Raw genomic sequence first — 15,845 nt, 5'->3', positions numbered from 1 at the left:
GCGGGGACCTTGCGACGAAGCGAATGCAACGCACAGGCGCACGCGGGCCGGCGCACCTCGCGCGCCGGCCCGCACGCGCGGTGCTCAGGCTTCCCTGTTTTCCTTGATGTTCCAGCCGAGCTGGGTTTCGGCGCCCTTGCCGCCCTTGTCGGTCTGTTCCCAATACTGCTGCTTGACCTTGGCGGCCTGGAACGCGTACTGCACGAACACCGCGTCGCTGCCCTGCTCGGCCGTGTACTGCACCGAGGTGACCAGCACCTCCTCGAGCGTCACGCGCGTGTATTCGATCTGGCTGCCGCCGGCCTTGCAGACCGAGACCTCGACCTTGCTCAGGTGCTTGCCGCTGGCGCAGTTCTTCATGACGGACGGCGCCGCCTTGTCGATGCGCGCGAGCACCTGCAGGTCGTTGAAGCTGGCCTTGCCCACGCCACCGCCGCCACCGCTGACCATGTTGCCGGGCTGGGTCGCGCCCCATGCGAAGGACTTGATGTCCGTCCAGTCCTTGTGGTTCGCGTCCTTCGATTCGCCATTCGCGCCTTCGACGCGCATGAACATGTCTACCGCCATGAGCTGCTCCCGTGTTGCGTTGAAACCGCCCGAACGGTAGGTGAAGCGCGGCGCGCTCGCCAGTGCAGAAGGTCATGGCGAAAAAAGCACTACCTGGCCCGAAGCTTAGGAACAATCGGTTCCTTGGCGGCCCCGGCACGCGAGTGCCGAAACAAGACGACACAAAAAAGCCCGTCATCTCTCGATGACGGGCCTTGCCTGGCAGGCGCCACCTATCGTTGCGGCGCTTCCGCGAGCCATCGCGCGACCAGCGCCGGCACCTGCTCGGTCGCCTTGCCGCGCATGAAGTCGAAGCCGCGCGGCACCTCCTCCATCTCGAGCGACACCAGCACCTTCTCGGCACTGTGGTGCGCATAGCGCGCGAGCGAGGCGGCCGGCTGCACCGCGAGCGAAGTGCCCACCACCAGCACGCGCGCGGCGCTGGCGACGTGCATCAGCGCCTCGTCGAAGTGCTGCACCGATTCGCCGAACCACACGATGTCGGGCCGCAGCTGCGTGCCGTCCTCGCACAGCTGGCCCATCTCGATCGCCGCGCCGTCGATGCGGTAGCGATGACGCCGCTCCGAGGTGCCGCGCGCATAGGCGAGCTCGCCGTGGATGTGCAGCACCTGCGTGGAGCCCGCGCGCTCGTGCAGCGCATCGACGTTCTGCGTGACGATGACCACCTCGTAGGCCGGCTCGAGCGAAGCGATGGCCGCGTGCGCCGCGTTGGGCTGGGCGGCCCAGGCCTTCTGGCGGCGCTCGTTGTAGAAGGCCTGCACGGTCTCGGGATGGCGCTGCCAGCCCTCGGGACTCGCGAGCTCCTGCCACGGATGGTTGTTCCACAGGCCCTTGGCATCGCGGAAGGTGGGCAGGCCGCTTTCGGCGCTCACGCCCGAGCCCGAGAGCACGACGATCTTGCGGGGTTGAACGGTGGTTGTCATGAAGAGGACTCCGAAGGGAACAAGAAACCCGGGGCGGCGTCGAACGCACACCCCGACCGACCCCGCCATGCGGGATTCTTTCGAGCGGCGACCGAGCGCCGCGAGAATGCCAGAAGCCCGCCGCGGCCTTTCACGCGACCGCGCGCACGCACCCGACCACGAGCCATGAACAGCACCACCACCTCCAACCGACCGCTGCAGCGCGTCTACCTTCTCGCCGTCGCCCTCGTGGTGTTCCTCGGTTGCTGGGTCGCGCCGATCGACACGCCCGCGCGCGCGCAGGTCGAGGACGGACTCAAGCGCGCCCTGACCACCTTCGCCGCGGCACGCGCGCTCGGCGCGGTGGTCTCGGTGGCGCAGGGCACGCAGGTCGATGCCACCCCCGGCGGTATCGGCGTGAGCCTCGCGCCGGGCCAGGCGCTCAAGCCGCTCAACGAACTGATCGAACAGTTCGCGGCCATCATGCTGGCGGCCAGCGTGTCCTTCGGCATCCAGCTCGTGCTGCTCAAGATCGGCGCGCATGCCTGGATGTCGGTGCTGGTCTGCGCGATGGCGCTGGCGTGGATCGCCTGGCGCTGGCACAGCGGCCGTTCGCCGCGCTGGCTGCAGTCGCTGTTGATCGGGCTGCTGCTGGTGCGCTTCGCGGTGCCGCTGTCGGCCATGGCCAACGAGGCGCTGTACCGCGTCTTCATGGCCGACGAGTACCAGTCGGCCCTCGCGCTGATCGAGAAGTCGCCGGCCGCCGTGGTCGACACCGCGCAGGAGGCGCAGCCGAATGCGCAGGAGGGCTGGAAGGAACGCATCGAGCGCTGGCTGCCGAAGCTGCCGAATCTCAAGGCCACCTACGACCAGATCATCCGCTCGGCCTCGGACTGGGCCGAGCGCATCGTGAAGCTGATCGCGCTGTTCGCGCTGCAGACCGTGGTGCTGCCGATCGCGCTGCTGTGGATGGCGTGGCGGGTGGCGCGGGCGCTGGTGCGCGAGCCGGCCAGGCCTGCATGAATGGCCCCACGTGCACGACTCGAACGTGCAACCCCCTGCTTCGTAGGCAGGTGCTCTGATCCATTGAGCTAACGCGGGATGGCGATGGTCTGGGTGGCAGGATTCGAACCTGCAGCCTCCTGCTTCCAGGGCAGGCCGTCTACCTGATTGACACTACACCCAGAGAAATTTGGTGCCTCGGGGGAGACTCGAACTCCCAGAATTCCGCTTCTAAGGCGGACACGTCTACCAATTGCGTCACCGAGGCTGAATGTGTTTTCTCTTGCTTGCCGAGGCGAGGGGCCGCGCCCAAGCGGCCCCGCCTCGTCGTTTCGAATTTTGAAGGAGCGTGCATGAGGCTTAGGGCTTCATGCGCCGCAGCACGATCGCTGCATGGGTCAAGGGTTCGGTGATGAGGCGCCAAAGCAAAAAAGGCCCGGAACCTTTCGGTGTCCGGGCCTCTTGGTGAAGAGCGCTTGGGAGGTCGTCGCCTAAGCGCGCCCTCCACCCGGATGCAGCCTGTGGTTCTCGTTCAGCCATGCAGCGACCGTGACGGCCAGCAGAGCGCGCACGAGCGGCCGGACCGGCATGGGTCGGAGGCTGTCGATGCAAATGCGGGCTGCGGTGGTCACGATGGGTCCTGTGGTGCTGTGTGTGGAATCGAAAATGCGCAGTCTGCTGCGCGAAGGAGTCGGACTGTAAATAGTCTTTACGCCGCCGTCAACATGCCGGCTGAAAAAATTTTGAAGTAAGGTTGCCCGCATGGCCGCACCCCATCCCACCACCTCCCATCCGCACTACGACCGCCTGATCGCCACCGCGCGCGGCCTGCCGCCGCTGCGCGTGGCGGTGGTGCATCCGGCCAATGCCGTGTCGCTCGAGGCAGCGCTCGCCTCGGCCGCGCTGGGGCTGATCGCGCCCACGCTGGTGGGCCCGCGCGCGAAGATCGAAGCGGCAGCGCACGAGATCGGCATCGACCTCTCGGGCATTGCCATCGTCGATGCGCCGCACAGCCATGCCGCGGCCGACGCGGCCGTGGCGATGGCCCTGCGCGGCGAGGTCGATGCATTGATGAAGGGCAGCCTGCACACCGACGAACTCATGGGCGCGGTGGTGCGCCGCGAAGGCGGCCTGCGCACCTCGCGCCGCATCAGCCATTGCTTCGTGATGGACGTGCCCGGCCATGCGCAGCCGCTGGTGATTTCCGATGCCGCGATCAACATCGCGCCCACGCTCGAGGAGAAGGTCGACATCGTGCAGAACGCGATCGACCTCGCGCATGCGCTGCTGATGCCGGCCGTGCGCGTGGCCATCCTCTCGGCGACCGAAACGGTCAATGCCAAGGTGCCCTCCACGCTCGACGCGGCCGTGCTCTGCAAGATGGCCGACCGCGGCCAGATCACGGGCGCGCAGCTCGACGGCCCGCTCGCGATGGACAACGCGATCGATGCCGAGGCCGCGCGCATCAAGGGCATCGTCTCGCCCGTGGCGGGCCGCGCCAACGTGCTGATCGTGCCCGACCTCGATGCCGGCAACATGCTCGCGAAGAGCCTGACCTTCCTCGGCGGCGCCTATGCGGCCGGCATCGTGCTCGGCACCAAGGTACCGGTGATCCTCACGAGCCGCGCCGATTCGGAAGCGGCACGGCTGGCCTCCTGCGCCGTCGCGTCGATGCTCGCGAAGGCGGGACGCGACCGGCTCATCAAGGCCGTGGGGTAGCCTTCGCCGATGACCATCGCACGCGAAACGCCCGACCAGCCCGAGGTGATCGCCCTGATCGCCGAGCTCGATGCCTACCAGGACAAGCTCTATCCACCCGAAAGCCGGCACCTGCTCGACCTCGCATCGTTGAAGCAGCCCCATGTGCTGTTCTTCGTCGCGCGCGATGAGGCGGGTCAGGCCATGGGTTGCGGCGCGGTGGTGCTCGGCGCCGCGCAGGGCGAGATCAAGCGCATGTACGTCGCGCCCGACTACCGCGGCAAGGGCATCGCGCGCCAGTTGCTGCAGGCACTGGAGTCCGCATCCATCGACGCGGGCTGCAAGCTGCTTCTGCTCGAAACGGGTCCGTTCCAGCCCGAGGCCCTCGCCCTCTATGCCTCGCTTGGCTACGAGCGGCGCGGCCCCTTCGGCGGCTACACCGACGACCCGCTCAGCGTCTTCATGCAGAAGACGCTTTACGCGTAGTTCAGCAGGATCTTCGCGAAGGCCTCGGGCGCGAGCCGCGGAATGTCGTGCGCGCAGTCGAGGCGGTGCGTGATCCACTCGGGGTCCTGCCGCAGCGCTTCGTACAGCGCGATGAACGGGCTGCCTTCCCAGCCGAAGGCGGCCACGTAGGCCTTGCAGCGTACCTGGCGCCAGTCGCCCGTCAACGCGATCGCCTGCAGGAAGGTGGCCATGGGATGGGCACGGCAGCGCTTGTCCAGGTGCCCCGGCGCCGCGCAGCTCAGGCCATCGGCCGCCACGCCTGCGATGAAGCGGTCGCGATAGGACTGACTGGTGAGCGACCATACCGAGTCGCCATGCGCGGGCACATAGGCATCGGCATAGACCAGCGCGCCGACGCGCGACGGCGCCCGGTCCGCCGCGCCCGTGATGACCATGCCCGCATACGAATGGCCGACGAGCACGGCGGGCGCATCGCCTTCGTGCAACACCTGCACCACCTCCTCGACATGGCTGTCGAGGTTGGCGCCGCGCGCGGGCTCGTCGCCCAGCCCCGACAGCATGAGCGCGCGCACCTCGTGCCCTTCGCCCGCCAGCAGTTGGCCGACGGCCTCGAAGGCCCAGCCTCCGTGCCAGCCGCCCGGCACCAGAACGAATTTCGCCATTCGACGTGTCCTCCATCGCAGCATGCGTTCGACAGGCTCTCATTGTCGCGTCGCGGCCCCGACCGCACAATGAAGCCGGCTCGCCGTCCACGCCCTCCAGGAGACACACGATGAAGATCCGAGAACTCGCCAGCGGCCTGCAGTTTCCCGAAGGACCGATCGCCCTGCGCGACGGCTCGGTGCTGCTGGTGGAGATCGCGCGCGGCACGCTCACGCGCGTGCGGCCCGATGGCCTGGTGCAGGTGGTGGCCGACCTCGGCGGCGGCCCGAACGGTGCCGCGATCGGCCCCGACGGCGCGGTCTACGTCTGCAACAACGGCGGCTTCAAGTGGCACACCGAGGCCGATGGCAGCGTGCGGCCCGTGGGCCAGGCCGAGGACTACTCGGGCGGGCGCATCGAGCGCGTGAACCTCGCGACCGGCCGCGCGGAGCGGATCTACGACACGGTCGAGGGCGGCGCGCTGTGCGGGCCCAACGACATCGTGTTCGACGCGCATGGCGGCTTCTACTTCACCGACCTCGGCAAGGTGCGCGAGCGCGACATGGACCGCGGCGGCCTGTTCTACGGCCATGCCGACGGCGCCGCCGCGCAGGCGATCGCGCGGCCCGTGATGACGCCCAACGGCATCGCGCTGTCGCCCGATGGCCAGACGCTCTACTACGCCGAAACCGAGGGCGCGCGCGTCTGGGCCTTCGACATCGTGGCGCCGGGCCGCGTGCGCAAGGATGGCTGGCCCTCGCCGCATGGCGGGCGCATGCTCTGCGCCTCGCCGGGCGGGCACTACCAGCGCTTCGATTCGATGGCGGTCGATGCGCTCGGCAATCTCTGCGTGGCGACGCTGCTGCATGGCGGCATCAGCATCGTGGCACCCGACGGCGGCCAGGTCGAGCACCTGTCGCTGCCCGACCGCTACACCACCAACATCTGCTTCGGCGGCCCCGGCCTGCGCACCGCCTTCGTCACGCTGTCGGGCAGCGGGCGGCTGATCGCGATCGACGACTGGCCCACGCCCGGGCTGGCGTTGAACCACGAGGCCTGAACTCCGCGCGCGGCGCGCGCCGCGCAAGCACATTCCCGCCGCTCGCGCTTGTACCGAGTTGCTGTTGTCGCGCCCGCGTCAGCACAGCATCTCGGTACAAGCGTGCGCGCACCTGCGTTCCTACGATGCCGGCTCACTCAACAACCAGGTGCGGAGACATGAAACGTCAGGACAGAGGTACGGGGATCAGGTGGCTGGCGGCCCTCGCTTTGAGCGCGGGCCTCGTGGCATGCGGCGGTGGTGGTGGCGGCGGTGGCGGTGGCTTCATACCGCTGCCGCCGGCATCGGGCGGCGGCGGCAATCCACCGCCGCCCGCGGTGGACGCGAACGCCTACGCCGATCCGATCCGGACCGCATCGGGCAAGGTCTCGGGCGAAACGGTCGGCGACGGCGACACGCGGGTGCACCAGTACAAGGGCATCCCCTACGGCGCGCCGCCGGTCGGCAACCTGCGCTGGAAGCCGCCGCAGCCGCCGGCCTCGTGGGACGGCGTCTATGCCGCCACCAGCTACAGCAAGATGGCGCCGCAGCCCTTCCCCGCGTCGCCCGTCTACGACGCCGTGCCCGAGTCGGGCATGGGCGAGGACGTGCTGCGCCTGAACATCACCACGCCCGCGAAGAAGAAGGGCGAGAAGCTGCCGGTGATGGTGCTGTTCCATGGCGGCGGCCTCACCACCGGCTCGGTGAACCGCGCGAGCGACAACCTGCCGAACCTGCCCAACCACGGCGTGGTGTCGGTCACGGTGCAGCACCGCATCGGCGCGCTCGGCTACATGGCGCATCCGGCGCTCACGGCCGAGTCGGCCAACAAGTCCTCGGGCAACTACGGCCAGCTCGACCTGGTCGCGGCGCTCAAGTGGGTGCAGGCGAACATCGAGGGCTTCGGCGGCGATCCGGGCAACGTCACCATCTGGGGCCACTCGGGCGGCGGCATGAAGACCAACTGGCTCGTGGCCTCGCCGCTGGCCAAGGGGCTGTTCCACCGCGCCATCGCCGAAGCCGGCTGGACCACCGCCGGCACGCCGCTCGCGCAGACCGAGCAGTACGGCGTGAAGCTGATGGCCAAGGTGGGCGCGGCCACCATCGACGAGCTGCGCAAGAAGCCGTGGCAGGACATCGTCGCGGCCTCGTTCGCGAGCGGCAGCGGCTACACCACGGCCTTCACGGTCGACGACTGGTCGCTGCCCGACACCATCGGCAACCTGATCCTCGACAACAAGCACAGCGACGTGCCCTTCATGGTGGGCAACGGCGGCGCCGAGATCACGGCGGCCAACCCGCTGCGCGGCAACTTCCTCAAGCAGATGGTGAAGGTGCAGAAGTCGCCGATCTACACCTACATCTTCACGCACGTGCCGGTGAACTGGGCCAACGCGGGCGTGGCGGCCTACCACGGTCTCGAGGTGTCCTACCAGTACGGCTCGCTCGCCACGGTCGGGCGCATCTACGGCACCTCGCTGCTGCCCGCGAGCCCCGACATCCCGCCCGATCCGGGCGTGAGCGATCGCGACTACAAGCTCAGCGACGAGGTGATGAGCATGTGGACCCGCTTCGCGACCACGGGCGATCCCAACGTCGCCAAGGTCGGCGTCACCTGGCCGAAGTACGACGATGCCGACCAGTACCTCGACATCGGCATTCCCTCGATCGTGAAGACCGGCTTCTCGACCGTGACGACGAAGCAGATGCCGCGCTGAACGCGCCGCCATGAAGAAGAAAGCCGCCGCGGGTTTCGCCCCGCAGCGGCTTTTTTGGTGGGCGCGCTCAGGAGAAGAACTTCACCGACTCGCGGTCGCGCGAGTACGACGGGCTCTGCCCGTACCAGTGCCGGTAGAAGTGCGAGAGATGGGCCGAGTCGCTCAGGCCCGCCTCGTGCGCGATGTCGGTGAGCGAGCGGCCCGAGTACAAGAGCTTGCACACGCGCACCTGCTTGCGCCAGCCCTGGTAGGCACGGAACGACAGCCCGAGCGAATCGGAGATCAGGTGCGACATGCGGTACGGCGAAAGCTCGAAGGCACGCGCGAGTTCGACCAGCGTGGCCTCGGGCTCCTCGTCGAGGTAGCGCAGCACCTGCATTACGCGCGCGTCGATGCGCTGCGTGCACGGCAACTGCTCCACCGCCGTCGAGACCAGGTCGCGAAAGATCTCCTCGGCCTGCGCGGGCTTGCGCGCGCCCTCGTGCATGCCCGCGAGAAAGCCGTCGAAGGGCCTGAAGGCCCTGCGCTCGAGCACATGCGCGCCCAGCGGCACGATGCCGCTGAAGGCGCTGAAGAAGGGCGAGGACGGCGGCAGGTTGATGCTCACCAGGCCCGCGTTCGACACGCTCAGCGTGCGCACCGTCTGCGGCGCCACCGCGATCGCGCCGCCCACGAACTGACGCCGCGGCGTGCGCAGCGTGAGCGGCGTGCCGTCGACGGAGAACAGCAGCACCGCATGGGGCCTGGAGGTGGCGGGGAAGTCGTCCTTGCGCGAGGCGTAGACGTAGGAATTCGCACTGAAGAAATACAGGTGGTCGGTCATCGGAGGGGGCAACCTGTCGTTCGGAAAGCAACGCGTGTTTGTGCATCACCACCCGGCATCCGGCCAGCGTGCTAACCCCTAGCGAGCCCGACGACGGGCGCTGGTCCTACGACACGACCTGGTAGTACAGGTTCTGCGGATGCCGTGCCTGCGCGAAGAAGAACCAGCGCTCGGCCAGCAAACCCGGCGCCTGCACCAGCACCGCGAGCAGCCACGGCAGCGCGGCCGCGCTCGCGAGGCCCCAGGCCAGCAGCAGCGCGGGCAGCGCGAAGGCCAGCAGCAGGAAGCCCAGCTTGACCTGGCGCAGCGCGAGCTGCGAGGCGCCATGGAAGAACTCGCGCGTGTTGAACGAGCCCGCCGACATGCCCATCGACTTCTGCACCAGCTTGTGCGTGCGGATGCCGGTGGCCGACTGCAGGGTCGAGCGCGGGCGCAGCCGCGCATTGCGGCGCAGCGTGAACGCGCGCACGGCCCAGGCCACGAGCGTGAAGGCCAGCGCCCACGGGCCGAAGGCCTGCACGAAGCGCGCCTCGCCGGCCACGGCGGCGAGCGCGCAGGCCAGCACCAGGCCCGACGACAGCCCGATCAGCATGAAGTTGGCGATGGTCAGCGGATGCGCCCACTCCTGGATGAAGCGCAGGCAGGCATAGATCATCGCGGTGCAGTACCACAGCGCGACGGCGCCCCCCAGCACCAGCACGGGCAGCAGCACCGACCACGGCGCGGCGACCCCGAGCCGCAGCGCGAGCCACCACAGCGCGACCAGCGCGATGAAGGCCGGCAGCACGATCACCTCGCGCGACATCCACGAGGTGCGCCACATCAGCACCGCGCGCCAGGCGCGCGTCTTGCGGCCCAGGTGCATGAACGAGGCCGCGAGGCCCGCGACCAGCAGCAGCTCGGCCAGCGCCAGCGCGCCGCCGAGGAAGGCCGGCGACAGCCCGAGGCCGAACAGCACCGCCAGCGCGAGCGCGGCCACCAGGCCCTGCGCGGCACCGGCCAGCGTGGTGAAGAAGAGGATCGAGAAGGCGGGATGCATGCGCGCTACTCCGGCGCGCCCTGCGCGGGCGCGGCCATGTTGCGGCGCGGCAGGTAGCGGTTGGCGGGGTTGGTCTCCCACTCGGGCATCAGCGGATAGCCGCCGCGCTCGCGGATCGCGCGCGAGACCTCGGAGTCGGGATCCTTCACGTCGCCGAACAGGCGCGCGCCGGTGGGGCAGGCCTTCACGCAGGCGGGCTTGCGGTCTTCCTGGGGCAGCTGCTCGTCGTAGATGCGGTCGACGCACAGCGTGCACTTGGTCATGACCTGGCGTTCCTCGTCGAGCTCGCGCGCGCCGTAGGGACAGGCCCAGGCGCAGTACTTGCAGCCGATGCACTTGTCGTAGTCGACCAGCACGATGCCGTCTTCCTTGCGCTTGTAGCTGGCACCGGTCGGACAGACCGGCACGCAGGGTGGGTCCTCGCAGTGCAGGCAGCTCTTGGGGAAGTGCACGGTGTCGGTGCCGGGGAACGAACCGGCCTCGTAGGTCTGCACGCGGTTGAAGAAGGTGCCCGTGGGGTTGGCGCCGTAGGGCTCGAAGTCCGCGAGCGGGCCCGCGCTGCCCGAGGTGTTCCACTGCTTGCACGAGGTCACGCAGGCATGGCAGCCGACGCAGACGTTGAGGTCGATCACGAGGGCGAGCTGCCTGGCGAGGGTTTCGCCGGGCTCGGCGCGCTGGCTCGTCGCCGCCCCGCCCGTGGAGGCCGGCAGGAATGCACCGGAGGCGCCGGCCACTGCCTGGGGCTGCGCGGCCCCCGCCACCAGGTCCTTCAACCACTGCATCATTTCCGCCCCCTCCCCGCAAAGTACGTCAACACCTGCGCCGCCTTGCCCCGCACCCCGGGCGCGCTCGGCATGCTCGCGAACTGCGGATAGCTCTGCTCGGGCTCGCCGGGCTCGGCCGGCCGGATGCGCACGCGCACGTCGTACCAGCCGGCCTGGCCGGTGATCGGATCCGAATTGCTGATGCGCCCGCTGGCCGTGCCCGCGCACGGCAGCTCCTCGCTGATCAGGTGGTTGAGCAGGAAGCCCTTGCGCGCCTCGTCGGCGCCCGGTGCGAGCTGCCATGCGCCGTCGGCCTTGCCGATGGCATTCCAGGTCCACACCGTGCCGGGTTCCACCGCCTCGCTGTAGCGCAGCATGCAGCGCACCTTGCCCCACTGGCTCTCGACCCAGCACCAGCCGCCATCGGCAATGCCCGCGGCTTCGGCCGTCACGGGATTCACGTGCAGGTAGTTGTGGCTGTGGATCTGCCGCAGCCACGCGTTCTGCGAATCCCACGAGTGGTACATCGCCATCGGCCGCTGCGTGAGCGCATTGAGCGGATAGGCCGCGGTGTCGGTCGCGGCCTCCTCGAGCGGCGCATACCAGAAGGGCAGCGGATCGAAGTAGGTGGCGATGCGCTCGCGCAGGCCCTCGGGCGGCTGGCGGCCCGGGCTCTTGCCCTGCGCGGCGAGGCGGAAGCTCTGCAGCGTGTCGGAATAGAGCGCGAGCTGCACCGGGTCGTTGCGCTGGCGCCAGCCCTTGTCCTTCGCGAAGTCGAGGTACTCGCGGTTCCAGTTGCGCATGTAGTGCATGGTCTCGGGCATGTGGTACTGGAACACGCAGTTGTTCTGCGCATAGGCCTCCCACTGCCTGGGATTGGGTTCGCCGCGCAGGTGCTCGGTGCCGTCCTTGCCGCGCCATCCCATCAGGAAGCCGATGCCCGGCTGCGGCTGGAAGTTGACGACGAAGTCGGGATAGTCGGCGTACTTGCGGCCACCCTCGGCCGTGGTGAAGGCGGGAAACTTCAGCCGCGAGGCCAGCTCGATCAGCACCTCCTGGAACGGCCTGCACTGCCCCGCGGGCGGCACCACCGGAATGCGCACCGAATCCACCGGCCCGTCGAACTCCGAGATCGGCCGGTCGAGCATGCTCATCGCATCGTGGCGCTCGAGGTAGGTGGTGTCGGGCAGCACCAGGTCGGCGAAGGCCACGGTCTCGCTCTGGAAGGCATCGCACACCACCAGGAACGGGATCATGTACTCGCCCTGGTCGTCCTTGCGGTTGAGCATCTCGCGCACGGCCATCGTGTTCATGCTCGAGTTCCAGGCCATGTTGGCCATGAAGATCAGCAAGGTGTCGATGCGGTAGGGATCGCCCTTCACCGCGTTGGTGATGACGTTGTGCATCAGCCCGTGGGCCGACAGCGGATGCTCCCACGAGAAGGCATGGTCGATGCGGATCGGCGAACCGTCGGGGTTGATCGCGAGCTCGTCGGGGCTGGCCGGGAAGCCCAGCGGCGCCGCATTGAGCGGCGTGTTCGGCTGGATCATCCCGGGGTCGTTGAAGGCCCGGTAGTTGGGCACGATGTGGCGCGGGTACGGCGCCTTGTGGCGAAAGCCGCCGGGCGCGTCGATGGTGCCGAGCACGCTCATGAGGATCGCGAGCGCGCGCACGGTCTGGAAGCCGTTCGAATGCGCCGCCAGCCCGCGCATCGCATGGAAGGCCACGGGCCGCGCCTGCGTGGTGGCGTGCCGCTTGCCCCAGGCATCGGTCCAGGCGATCGGCAGCTCGAAGGCCTGGCGCAGCGCGGTCTCGCCCATCTCGCGCGCGAGCTTGCGGATGCGCGCCGCATCGATGCCGGTGATGGCCTGCGCCCATTCGGGCGTGCAGCTGGCCACGCGCTCGCGCAGCAGCTGGAACGAGGGCGCGACGCGCGTGCCGTCGGCCAGCGTGTAGTGGCCCTCGAGCGCCGGGTCGCAGCCGTCCGCGATGCCCTCGGGGTAGGCCGGCTTCACGCTGCCGCTGGCCTTGTCCCACACCAGCTTGTTGTGCGGGTTGCGGCCGTCGCCCGGCGGGCCGCGCTCGGGGTCGAAGGCGAACAGGCCCTCGCGTTCGCAGTCGTCGAGCACCACCAGCTGCGGCGCGTTGGTGAAGCGCTTCAGGAACGCATGGTCGATCAGCTCGCTCGCGATCAGCTCGTGCAGCAGCGCCATCAGCAGCGCGCCGTCGGTGCCGGGCTTGATCGGGATCCATTCGTCGGCGATGGCCGAGTAGCCGGTGCGCACCGGGTTGATCGAGATGAAGCGGCCGCCATCGCGCTTGAACTTGCTGATGGCGATCTTCATCGGGTTGCTGTGATGGTCCTCGGCGGTGCCGATCATCACGAACAGCCTGGCGCGCTCGAGGTCGGGGCCGCCGAACTCCCAGAAGCTGCCGCCGATCGTGTAGATCATGCCCGCGGCCATGTTGACCGAACAGAAGCCGCCGTGCGCCGCGTAGTTGGGCGTGCCGAACTGGCGCGCGAACAGGCCGGTGAGCGCCTGCATCTGGTCGCGGCCGGTGAACAGCGCGAACTTCTTCGGATCGGTGGCGCGGATCTTCGCGAGCCGCTCGGTCAGGATCTCGAAGGCGCGGTCCCAGCCGATCGGCTCGAACTCGCCGGCGCCGCGCTCGCTGCCGGGCTTGCGCAGCAGCGGCTGCGTGAGCCGCGCGGGCGACACCTGTTTCATGATCCCCGAGGAACCCTTGGCGCAGATCACGCCCTTGTTGAGCGGATGGTCGGGGTTGCCGTCGATGTAGCGCACCTCGGGCCCGTTCTCGCCCTCTCGCAGGTGCACGCGGATGCCGCAGCGGCAGGCGCACATGTAGCAGGTGGTGGTCTTGACCTCGGTCCGGTCGGTCGGCGTGGGCGCCGCCAGCGGGTCGTGCACGGGCTCGCGGGACAGGAAACTGAACACTGGCGGTCCTTTGTTTTCAAGCGTGGCCCGGTCGATGGTAGGCAGCATCGATCGAACGGAAAAGCGCAGAATATTGCTCACGATGACCGGAAAATCAGATCAGCACTCCTCGACCCGCCTGCGCCTCAACCTGCGCCAGCTCGAGGTCTTCGTGGCCACCGCGCGCGGCGGCAGCACGCGGGCCGCGGCCGACCGCATCGCGCGTTCGCAGTCGGCCGCCAGCAGCGCGCTGGCCGACCTCGAGGGCTCGGTCGGCGCCCTGCTGTTCGACCGCATCGGCCGCCGGCTGGTGCTCAACGAGAACGGCCGCGCGCTGCTGCCCAAGGCGCAGGCGCTGCTCGACCAGGCCGCGGAAGTGCAGGCCCTGTTCAGCGGCGAGCATGCGGCGCCGCTGCGCGTGGCGGCCAGCTTCACCATCGGCGAATACCTGCTGCCCGAGCGGGTGTCGGCCTGGACCGCGCTGCATCCGCAGAGCCAGGTGCACCTGCACATCGCCAACACGCGCGACGTGATCGACGCGGTGGCGGGCTTCGATGTCGATGTCGGCTTCATCGAGGGGCCGCAGACCCATCCCGACCTGGTGGTGCGCGCCTGGCGCACCGACGAGCTCGTGATCGTGGCCGCGCCCGGCCATGCGCTGGCCGGCCGTGTCGCCACGCACCGGCAGCTGTCGCAGGCCACCTGGGTGCTGCGCGAGCACGGCTCGGGCACGCGCCAGGTCACCGATGCCTGGCTGATCCAGAACCTCGAGCAGGTGCAGGTGGGTTTCGAGCTCGGCAGCACCGAGGCCATCAAGCGCGTGGTGGCCTCGGGCAGCGGGCTGGCGTGCCTCTCGCGCTACACGGTGGCGCAGGCGCTGGAGGACGGGCACCTGATCGAGCTGCGCACGAGGCTGCCCGCGGGCACGCGCCGGCTCGCGACCGTGATGCACCGCGACAAGCTGCTGGGCCGCGCGACCGCGGACTTCCTGCGCCATTGCGGCGCGAGCGTGCCGCGCGGGGCGGTGGCGCCGCTGCCGGCTTAGGCCAGCACGCGCGCCGTGTGGCGCGCGATCACCGCTTCCTCGTCGGTGCGCAGCACCCACGCACCGATGCGACTGCTACCGGTCGAGATCCGCGCCTGCCCCCCGGCATTGGCGCCAGCATCGAGCTCCACCCCCATCCAGGCGCAGTCCTCGAGCACCCGCGCGCGCAACCCGGCACCGTTCTCGCCGATGCCGCCCGTGAACACGATCGCATCGACACCGCGCAGGGCCGCCGCGAGGCTGCCCATGTGCTGCACCACCTGCTCGACGAAATGGTCGATGGCCTCGGCGGCCGCGGGTGCGTCCGATGCTTCGAGCGCGCGCATGTCGCTCGACACGCCCGAGAGCCCGAGCAGGCCCGATTCGCGGAACAGCAGCTTCTCGACCGCGTCGGCCGACATGCCGCGCGAGCGCATCAGGTAGAGCACCACGGCCGCATCGAGCCGGCCGCAGCGCGTGCCCATGGTGAGACCGTCGAGCGGCGAGAAGCTCATGGTGGTGGCGACCGAGCGCCCCTGCGCGATGGCGCACATGGAGGCGCCGTTGCCCAGGTGCGCGACGATCACGCGGCCGTTCGCCACCTCGGGCGCCTGCCGCGCAAGCTGGTGCGCGATCGATTCGTACGAGAGCCCGTGGAAGCCGTAGCGCCGCACGCCCGCGTCGTGCAGTTCGCGCGGCAGCGCGAAGCGCCGGTTGAGTTCGGGCTGCACCGCATGGAAGGCGGTGTCGAAGCAGGCCACCTGCGGCACGCCGGCGAAGGCCTGCATCGCGGCGCGCACGCCCGCGAGGTTGTGCGGCTGGTGCAGCGGCGCGAGCGGCTCGAGCGCGGCCAGGTCCTCGAGCACGGCGTCGTCGATGCGCACCGGCGCCACGAAGTCCATGCCGCCATGCACGATGCGGTGGCCCACGCCCGCGATGCGGCCGGCACCGCCCTGTTGCGCATGCCAGTCGAGCAGCGCGGCCAGCGCGCCGCGGTGCGAGCGCGCATCGCCCTCGAGCTTCGCGTCGTGCAGCGTGCGGCCCTGCGCATCGCGGATGCGCAGCCGCGCATCGAGGCCCGCGCCCAGGCCATCGGCCTGGCCCGACCAGTGCGCGGCGGGCAGCGCGCCGTCGGCACCGGCCGCGTCGAACAGCGCGACCTTGATCGACGACGAGCCCGCGTTGAGCGTCAGCAGCTGGTCGGTCATGCGCGGCGCCGCCCG

At 69.4% G+C, this 15,845-nt stretch carries 14 protein-coding genes and 3 tRNA genes; 6 read left to right on the top strand and 11 right to left on the bottom strand.

Annotated elements, in window-relative coordinates; genetic code table 11:
- Positions 1–84 precede the first annotated feature (84 nt).
- On the bottom strand, positions 85–567 hold the full coding sequence (locus tag ACEN9J_RS29260; protein WP_261217952.1) for an Hcp family type VI secretion system effector: 483 nt from the start codon (positions 565–567) through the stop codon (positions 85–87).
- A gap of 212 nt (positions 568–779) precedes the next feature.
- The gene (locus ACEN9J_RS29255) at positions 780–1,490 is read right to left on the bottom strand and encodes an SIR2 family NAD-dependent protein deacylase (protein ID WP_261217932.1); all 711 of its coding nucleotides are present in this window, start codon (positions 1,488–1,490) and stop codon (positions 780–782) included.
- A 165-nt stretch (positions 1,491–1,655) separates the two neighbouring features.
- Between ACEN9J_RS29255 and ACEN9J_RS29250 the strand changes: the two genes are divergently transcribed.
- On the top strand, positions 1,656–2,492 hold the full coding sequence (locus tag ACEN9J_RS29250; protein ID WP_413762747.1) for a hypothetical protein: 837 nt from the start codon (positions 1,656–1,658) through the stop codon (positions 2,490–2,492).
- 1 nt (position 2,493) lies between these two features.
- Here ACEN9J_RS29250 and ACEN9J_RS29245 read toward each other — a convergent pair.
- The 3 genes from ACEN9J_RS29245 to ACEN9J_RS29235 all read right to left on the bottom strand — a co-directional run bounded on the left by ACEN9J_RS29245 (position 2,494) and on the right by ACEN9J_RS29235 (position 2,739).
- Positions 2,494–2,570 (bottom strand) — tRNA-Arg (locus tag ACEN9J_RS29245).
- 7 nt (positions 2,571–2,577) lie between these two features.
- Positions 2,578–2,655, bottom strand: a tRNA-Pro gene (locus ACEN9J_RS29240).
- Positions 2,656–2,662: 7 nt separating this feature from the next.
- A tRNA-Leu gene (locus tag ACEN9J_RS29235) sits at positions 2,663–2,739 on the bottom strand.
- A gap of 494 nt (positions 2,740–3,233) precedes the next feature.
- On the opposite strand from ACEN9J_RS29235, the gene ACEN9J_RS29230 reads away from it, so the two are divergent.
- Together ACEN9J_RS29230 and ACEN9J_RS29225 are read left to right on the top strand one after the other, a co-directional pair.
- Positions 3,234–4,190 (top strand): phosphate acetyltransferase, encoded by a 957-nt coding sequence (locus tag ACEN9J_RS29230; protein ID WP_057597032.1) that lies wholly within the window; start codon positions 3,234–3,236, stop codon positions 4,188–4,190.
- A gap of 9 nt (positions 4,191–4,199) precedes the next feature.
- Positions 4,200–4,655: a GNAT family N-acetyltransferase gene (locus ACEN9J_RS29225; protein WP_057597033.1), complete on the top strand. Its 456-nt coding sequence runs from the start codon at positions 4,200–4,202 to the stop codon at positions 4,653–4,655.
- Here ACEN9J_RS29225 and ACEN9J_RS29220 read toward each other — a convergent pair.
- Positions 4,646–5,299 (bottom strand): alpha/beta fold hydrolase, encoded by a 654-nt coding sequence (locus ACEN9J_RS29220; RefSeq protein WP_413762746.1) that lies wholly within the window; start codon positions 5,297–5,299, stop codon positions 4,646–4,648. The genes ACEN9J_RS29225 and ACEN9J_RS29220 overlap by 10 nt on opposite strands.
- 110 nt (positions 5,300–5,409) lie before the next feature.
- Between ACEN9J_RS29220 and ACEN9J_RS29215 the strand changes: the two genes are divergently transcribed.
- Positions 5,410–6,339, top strand: coding sequence for an SMP-30/gluconolactonase/LRE family protein (locus tag ACEN9J_RS29215; protein ID WP_413762745.1), 930 nt, complete (start codon positions 5,410–5,412; stop codon positions 6,337–6,339).
- A gap of 209 nt (positions 6,340–6,548) precedes the next feature.
- A complete protein-coding gene (locus ACEN9J_RS29210) occupies positions 6,549–8,036 on the top strand; it encodes a carboxylesterase/lipase family protein (protein WP_413762744.1) in 1,488 nt (495 codons plus the stop codon).
- A gap of 67 nt (positions 8,037–8,103) precedes the next feature.
- On the opposite strand, the gene ACEN9J_RS29205 is transcribed toward ACEN9J_RS29210, so the two are convergent.
- The 4 genes from ACEN9J_RS29205 to ACEN9J_RS29190 all read right to left on the bottom strand — a co-directional run bounded on the left by ACEN9J_RS29205 (position 8,104) and on the right by ACEN9J_RS29190 (position 13,619).
- Complete coding sequence (locus tag ACEN9J_RS29205; protein ID WP_413762743.1) at positions 8,104–8,859, bottom strand: helix-turn-helix domain-containing protein; 756 nt, start codon at positions 8,857–8,859, stop codon at positions 8,104–8,106.
- 106 nt (positions 8,860–8,965) lie between these two features.
- Positions 8,966–9,898 carry a dimethyl sulfoxide reductase anchor subunit family protein gene (locus ACEN9J_RS29200; protein ID WP_057597038.1) on the bottom strand — a complete coding sequence of 311 codons (933 nt, stop codon included), beginning with the start codon at positions 9,896–9,898 and terminating at the stop codon, positions 8,966–8,968.
- Between the two features lie 5 nt (positions 9,899–9,903).
- The gene (locus ACEN9J_RS29195; protein WP_413762742.1) at positions 9,904–10,683 is read right to left on the bottom strand and encodes a 4Fe-4S dicluster domain-containing protein; all 780 of its coding nucleotides are present in this window, start codon (positions 10,681–10,683) and stop codon (positions 9,904–9,906) included.
- Positions 10,680–13,619: a molybdopterin-dependent oxidoreductase gene (locus ACEN9J_RS29190; protein WP_413762741.1), complete on the bottom strand. Its 2,940-nt coding sequence runs from the start codon at positions 13,617–13,619 to the stop codon at positions 10,680–10,682. The genes ACEN9J_RS29195 and ACEN9J_RS29190 overlap by 4 nt, the downstream gene beginning before the upstream one ends.
- Before the next feature lie 82 nt (positions 13,620–13,701).
- Here ACEN9J_RS29190 and ACEN9J_RS29185 point away from each other — a divergent pair, with 82 nt between their 5' ends.
- On the top strand, positions 13,702–14,643 hold the full coding sequence (locus tag ACEN9J_RS29185) for a LysR family transcriptional regulator (RefSeq protein WP_413762740.1): 942 nt from the start codon (positions 13,702–13,704) through the stop codon (positions 14,641–14,643).
- Here ACEN9J_RS29185 and ACEN9J_RS29180 read toward each other — a convergent pair.
- Positions 14,640–15,830 carry an acetate/propionate family kinase gene (locus tag ACEN9J_RS29180; protein ID WP_413762739.1) on the bottom strand — a complete coding sequence of 397 codons (1,191 nt, stop codon included), beginning with the start codon at positions 15,828–15,830 and terminating at the stop codon, positions 14,640–14,642. The two genes, ACEN9J_RS29185 and ACEN9J_RS29180, sit on opposite strands and share 4 nt — an antisense overlap.
- Between the last annotated feature and the right edge of the window lie 15 nt (positions 15,831–15,845).

The sequence above is a fragment of the Variovorax sp. Varisp41 genome (assembly GCF_047325085.1).
Taxonomy (GTDB): Bacteria; Pseudomonadota; Gammaproteobacteria; order Burkholderiales; family Burkholderiaceae_C; genus Variovorax.
Note: the sequence above shows the minus strand (reverse complement) of the source record. Positions and strands in the feature narration are given on the sequence as shown.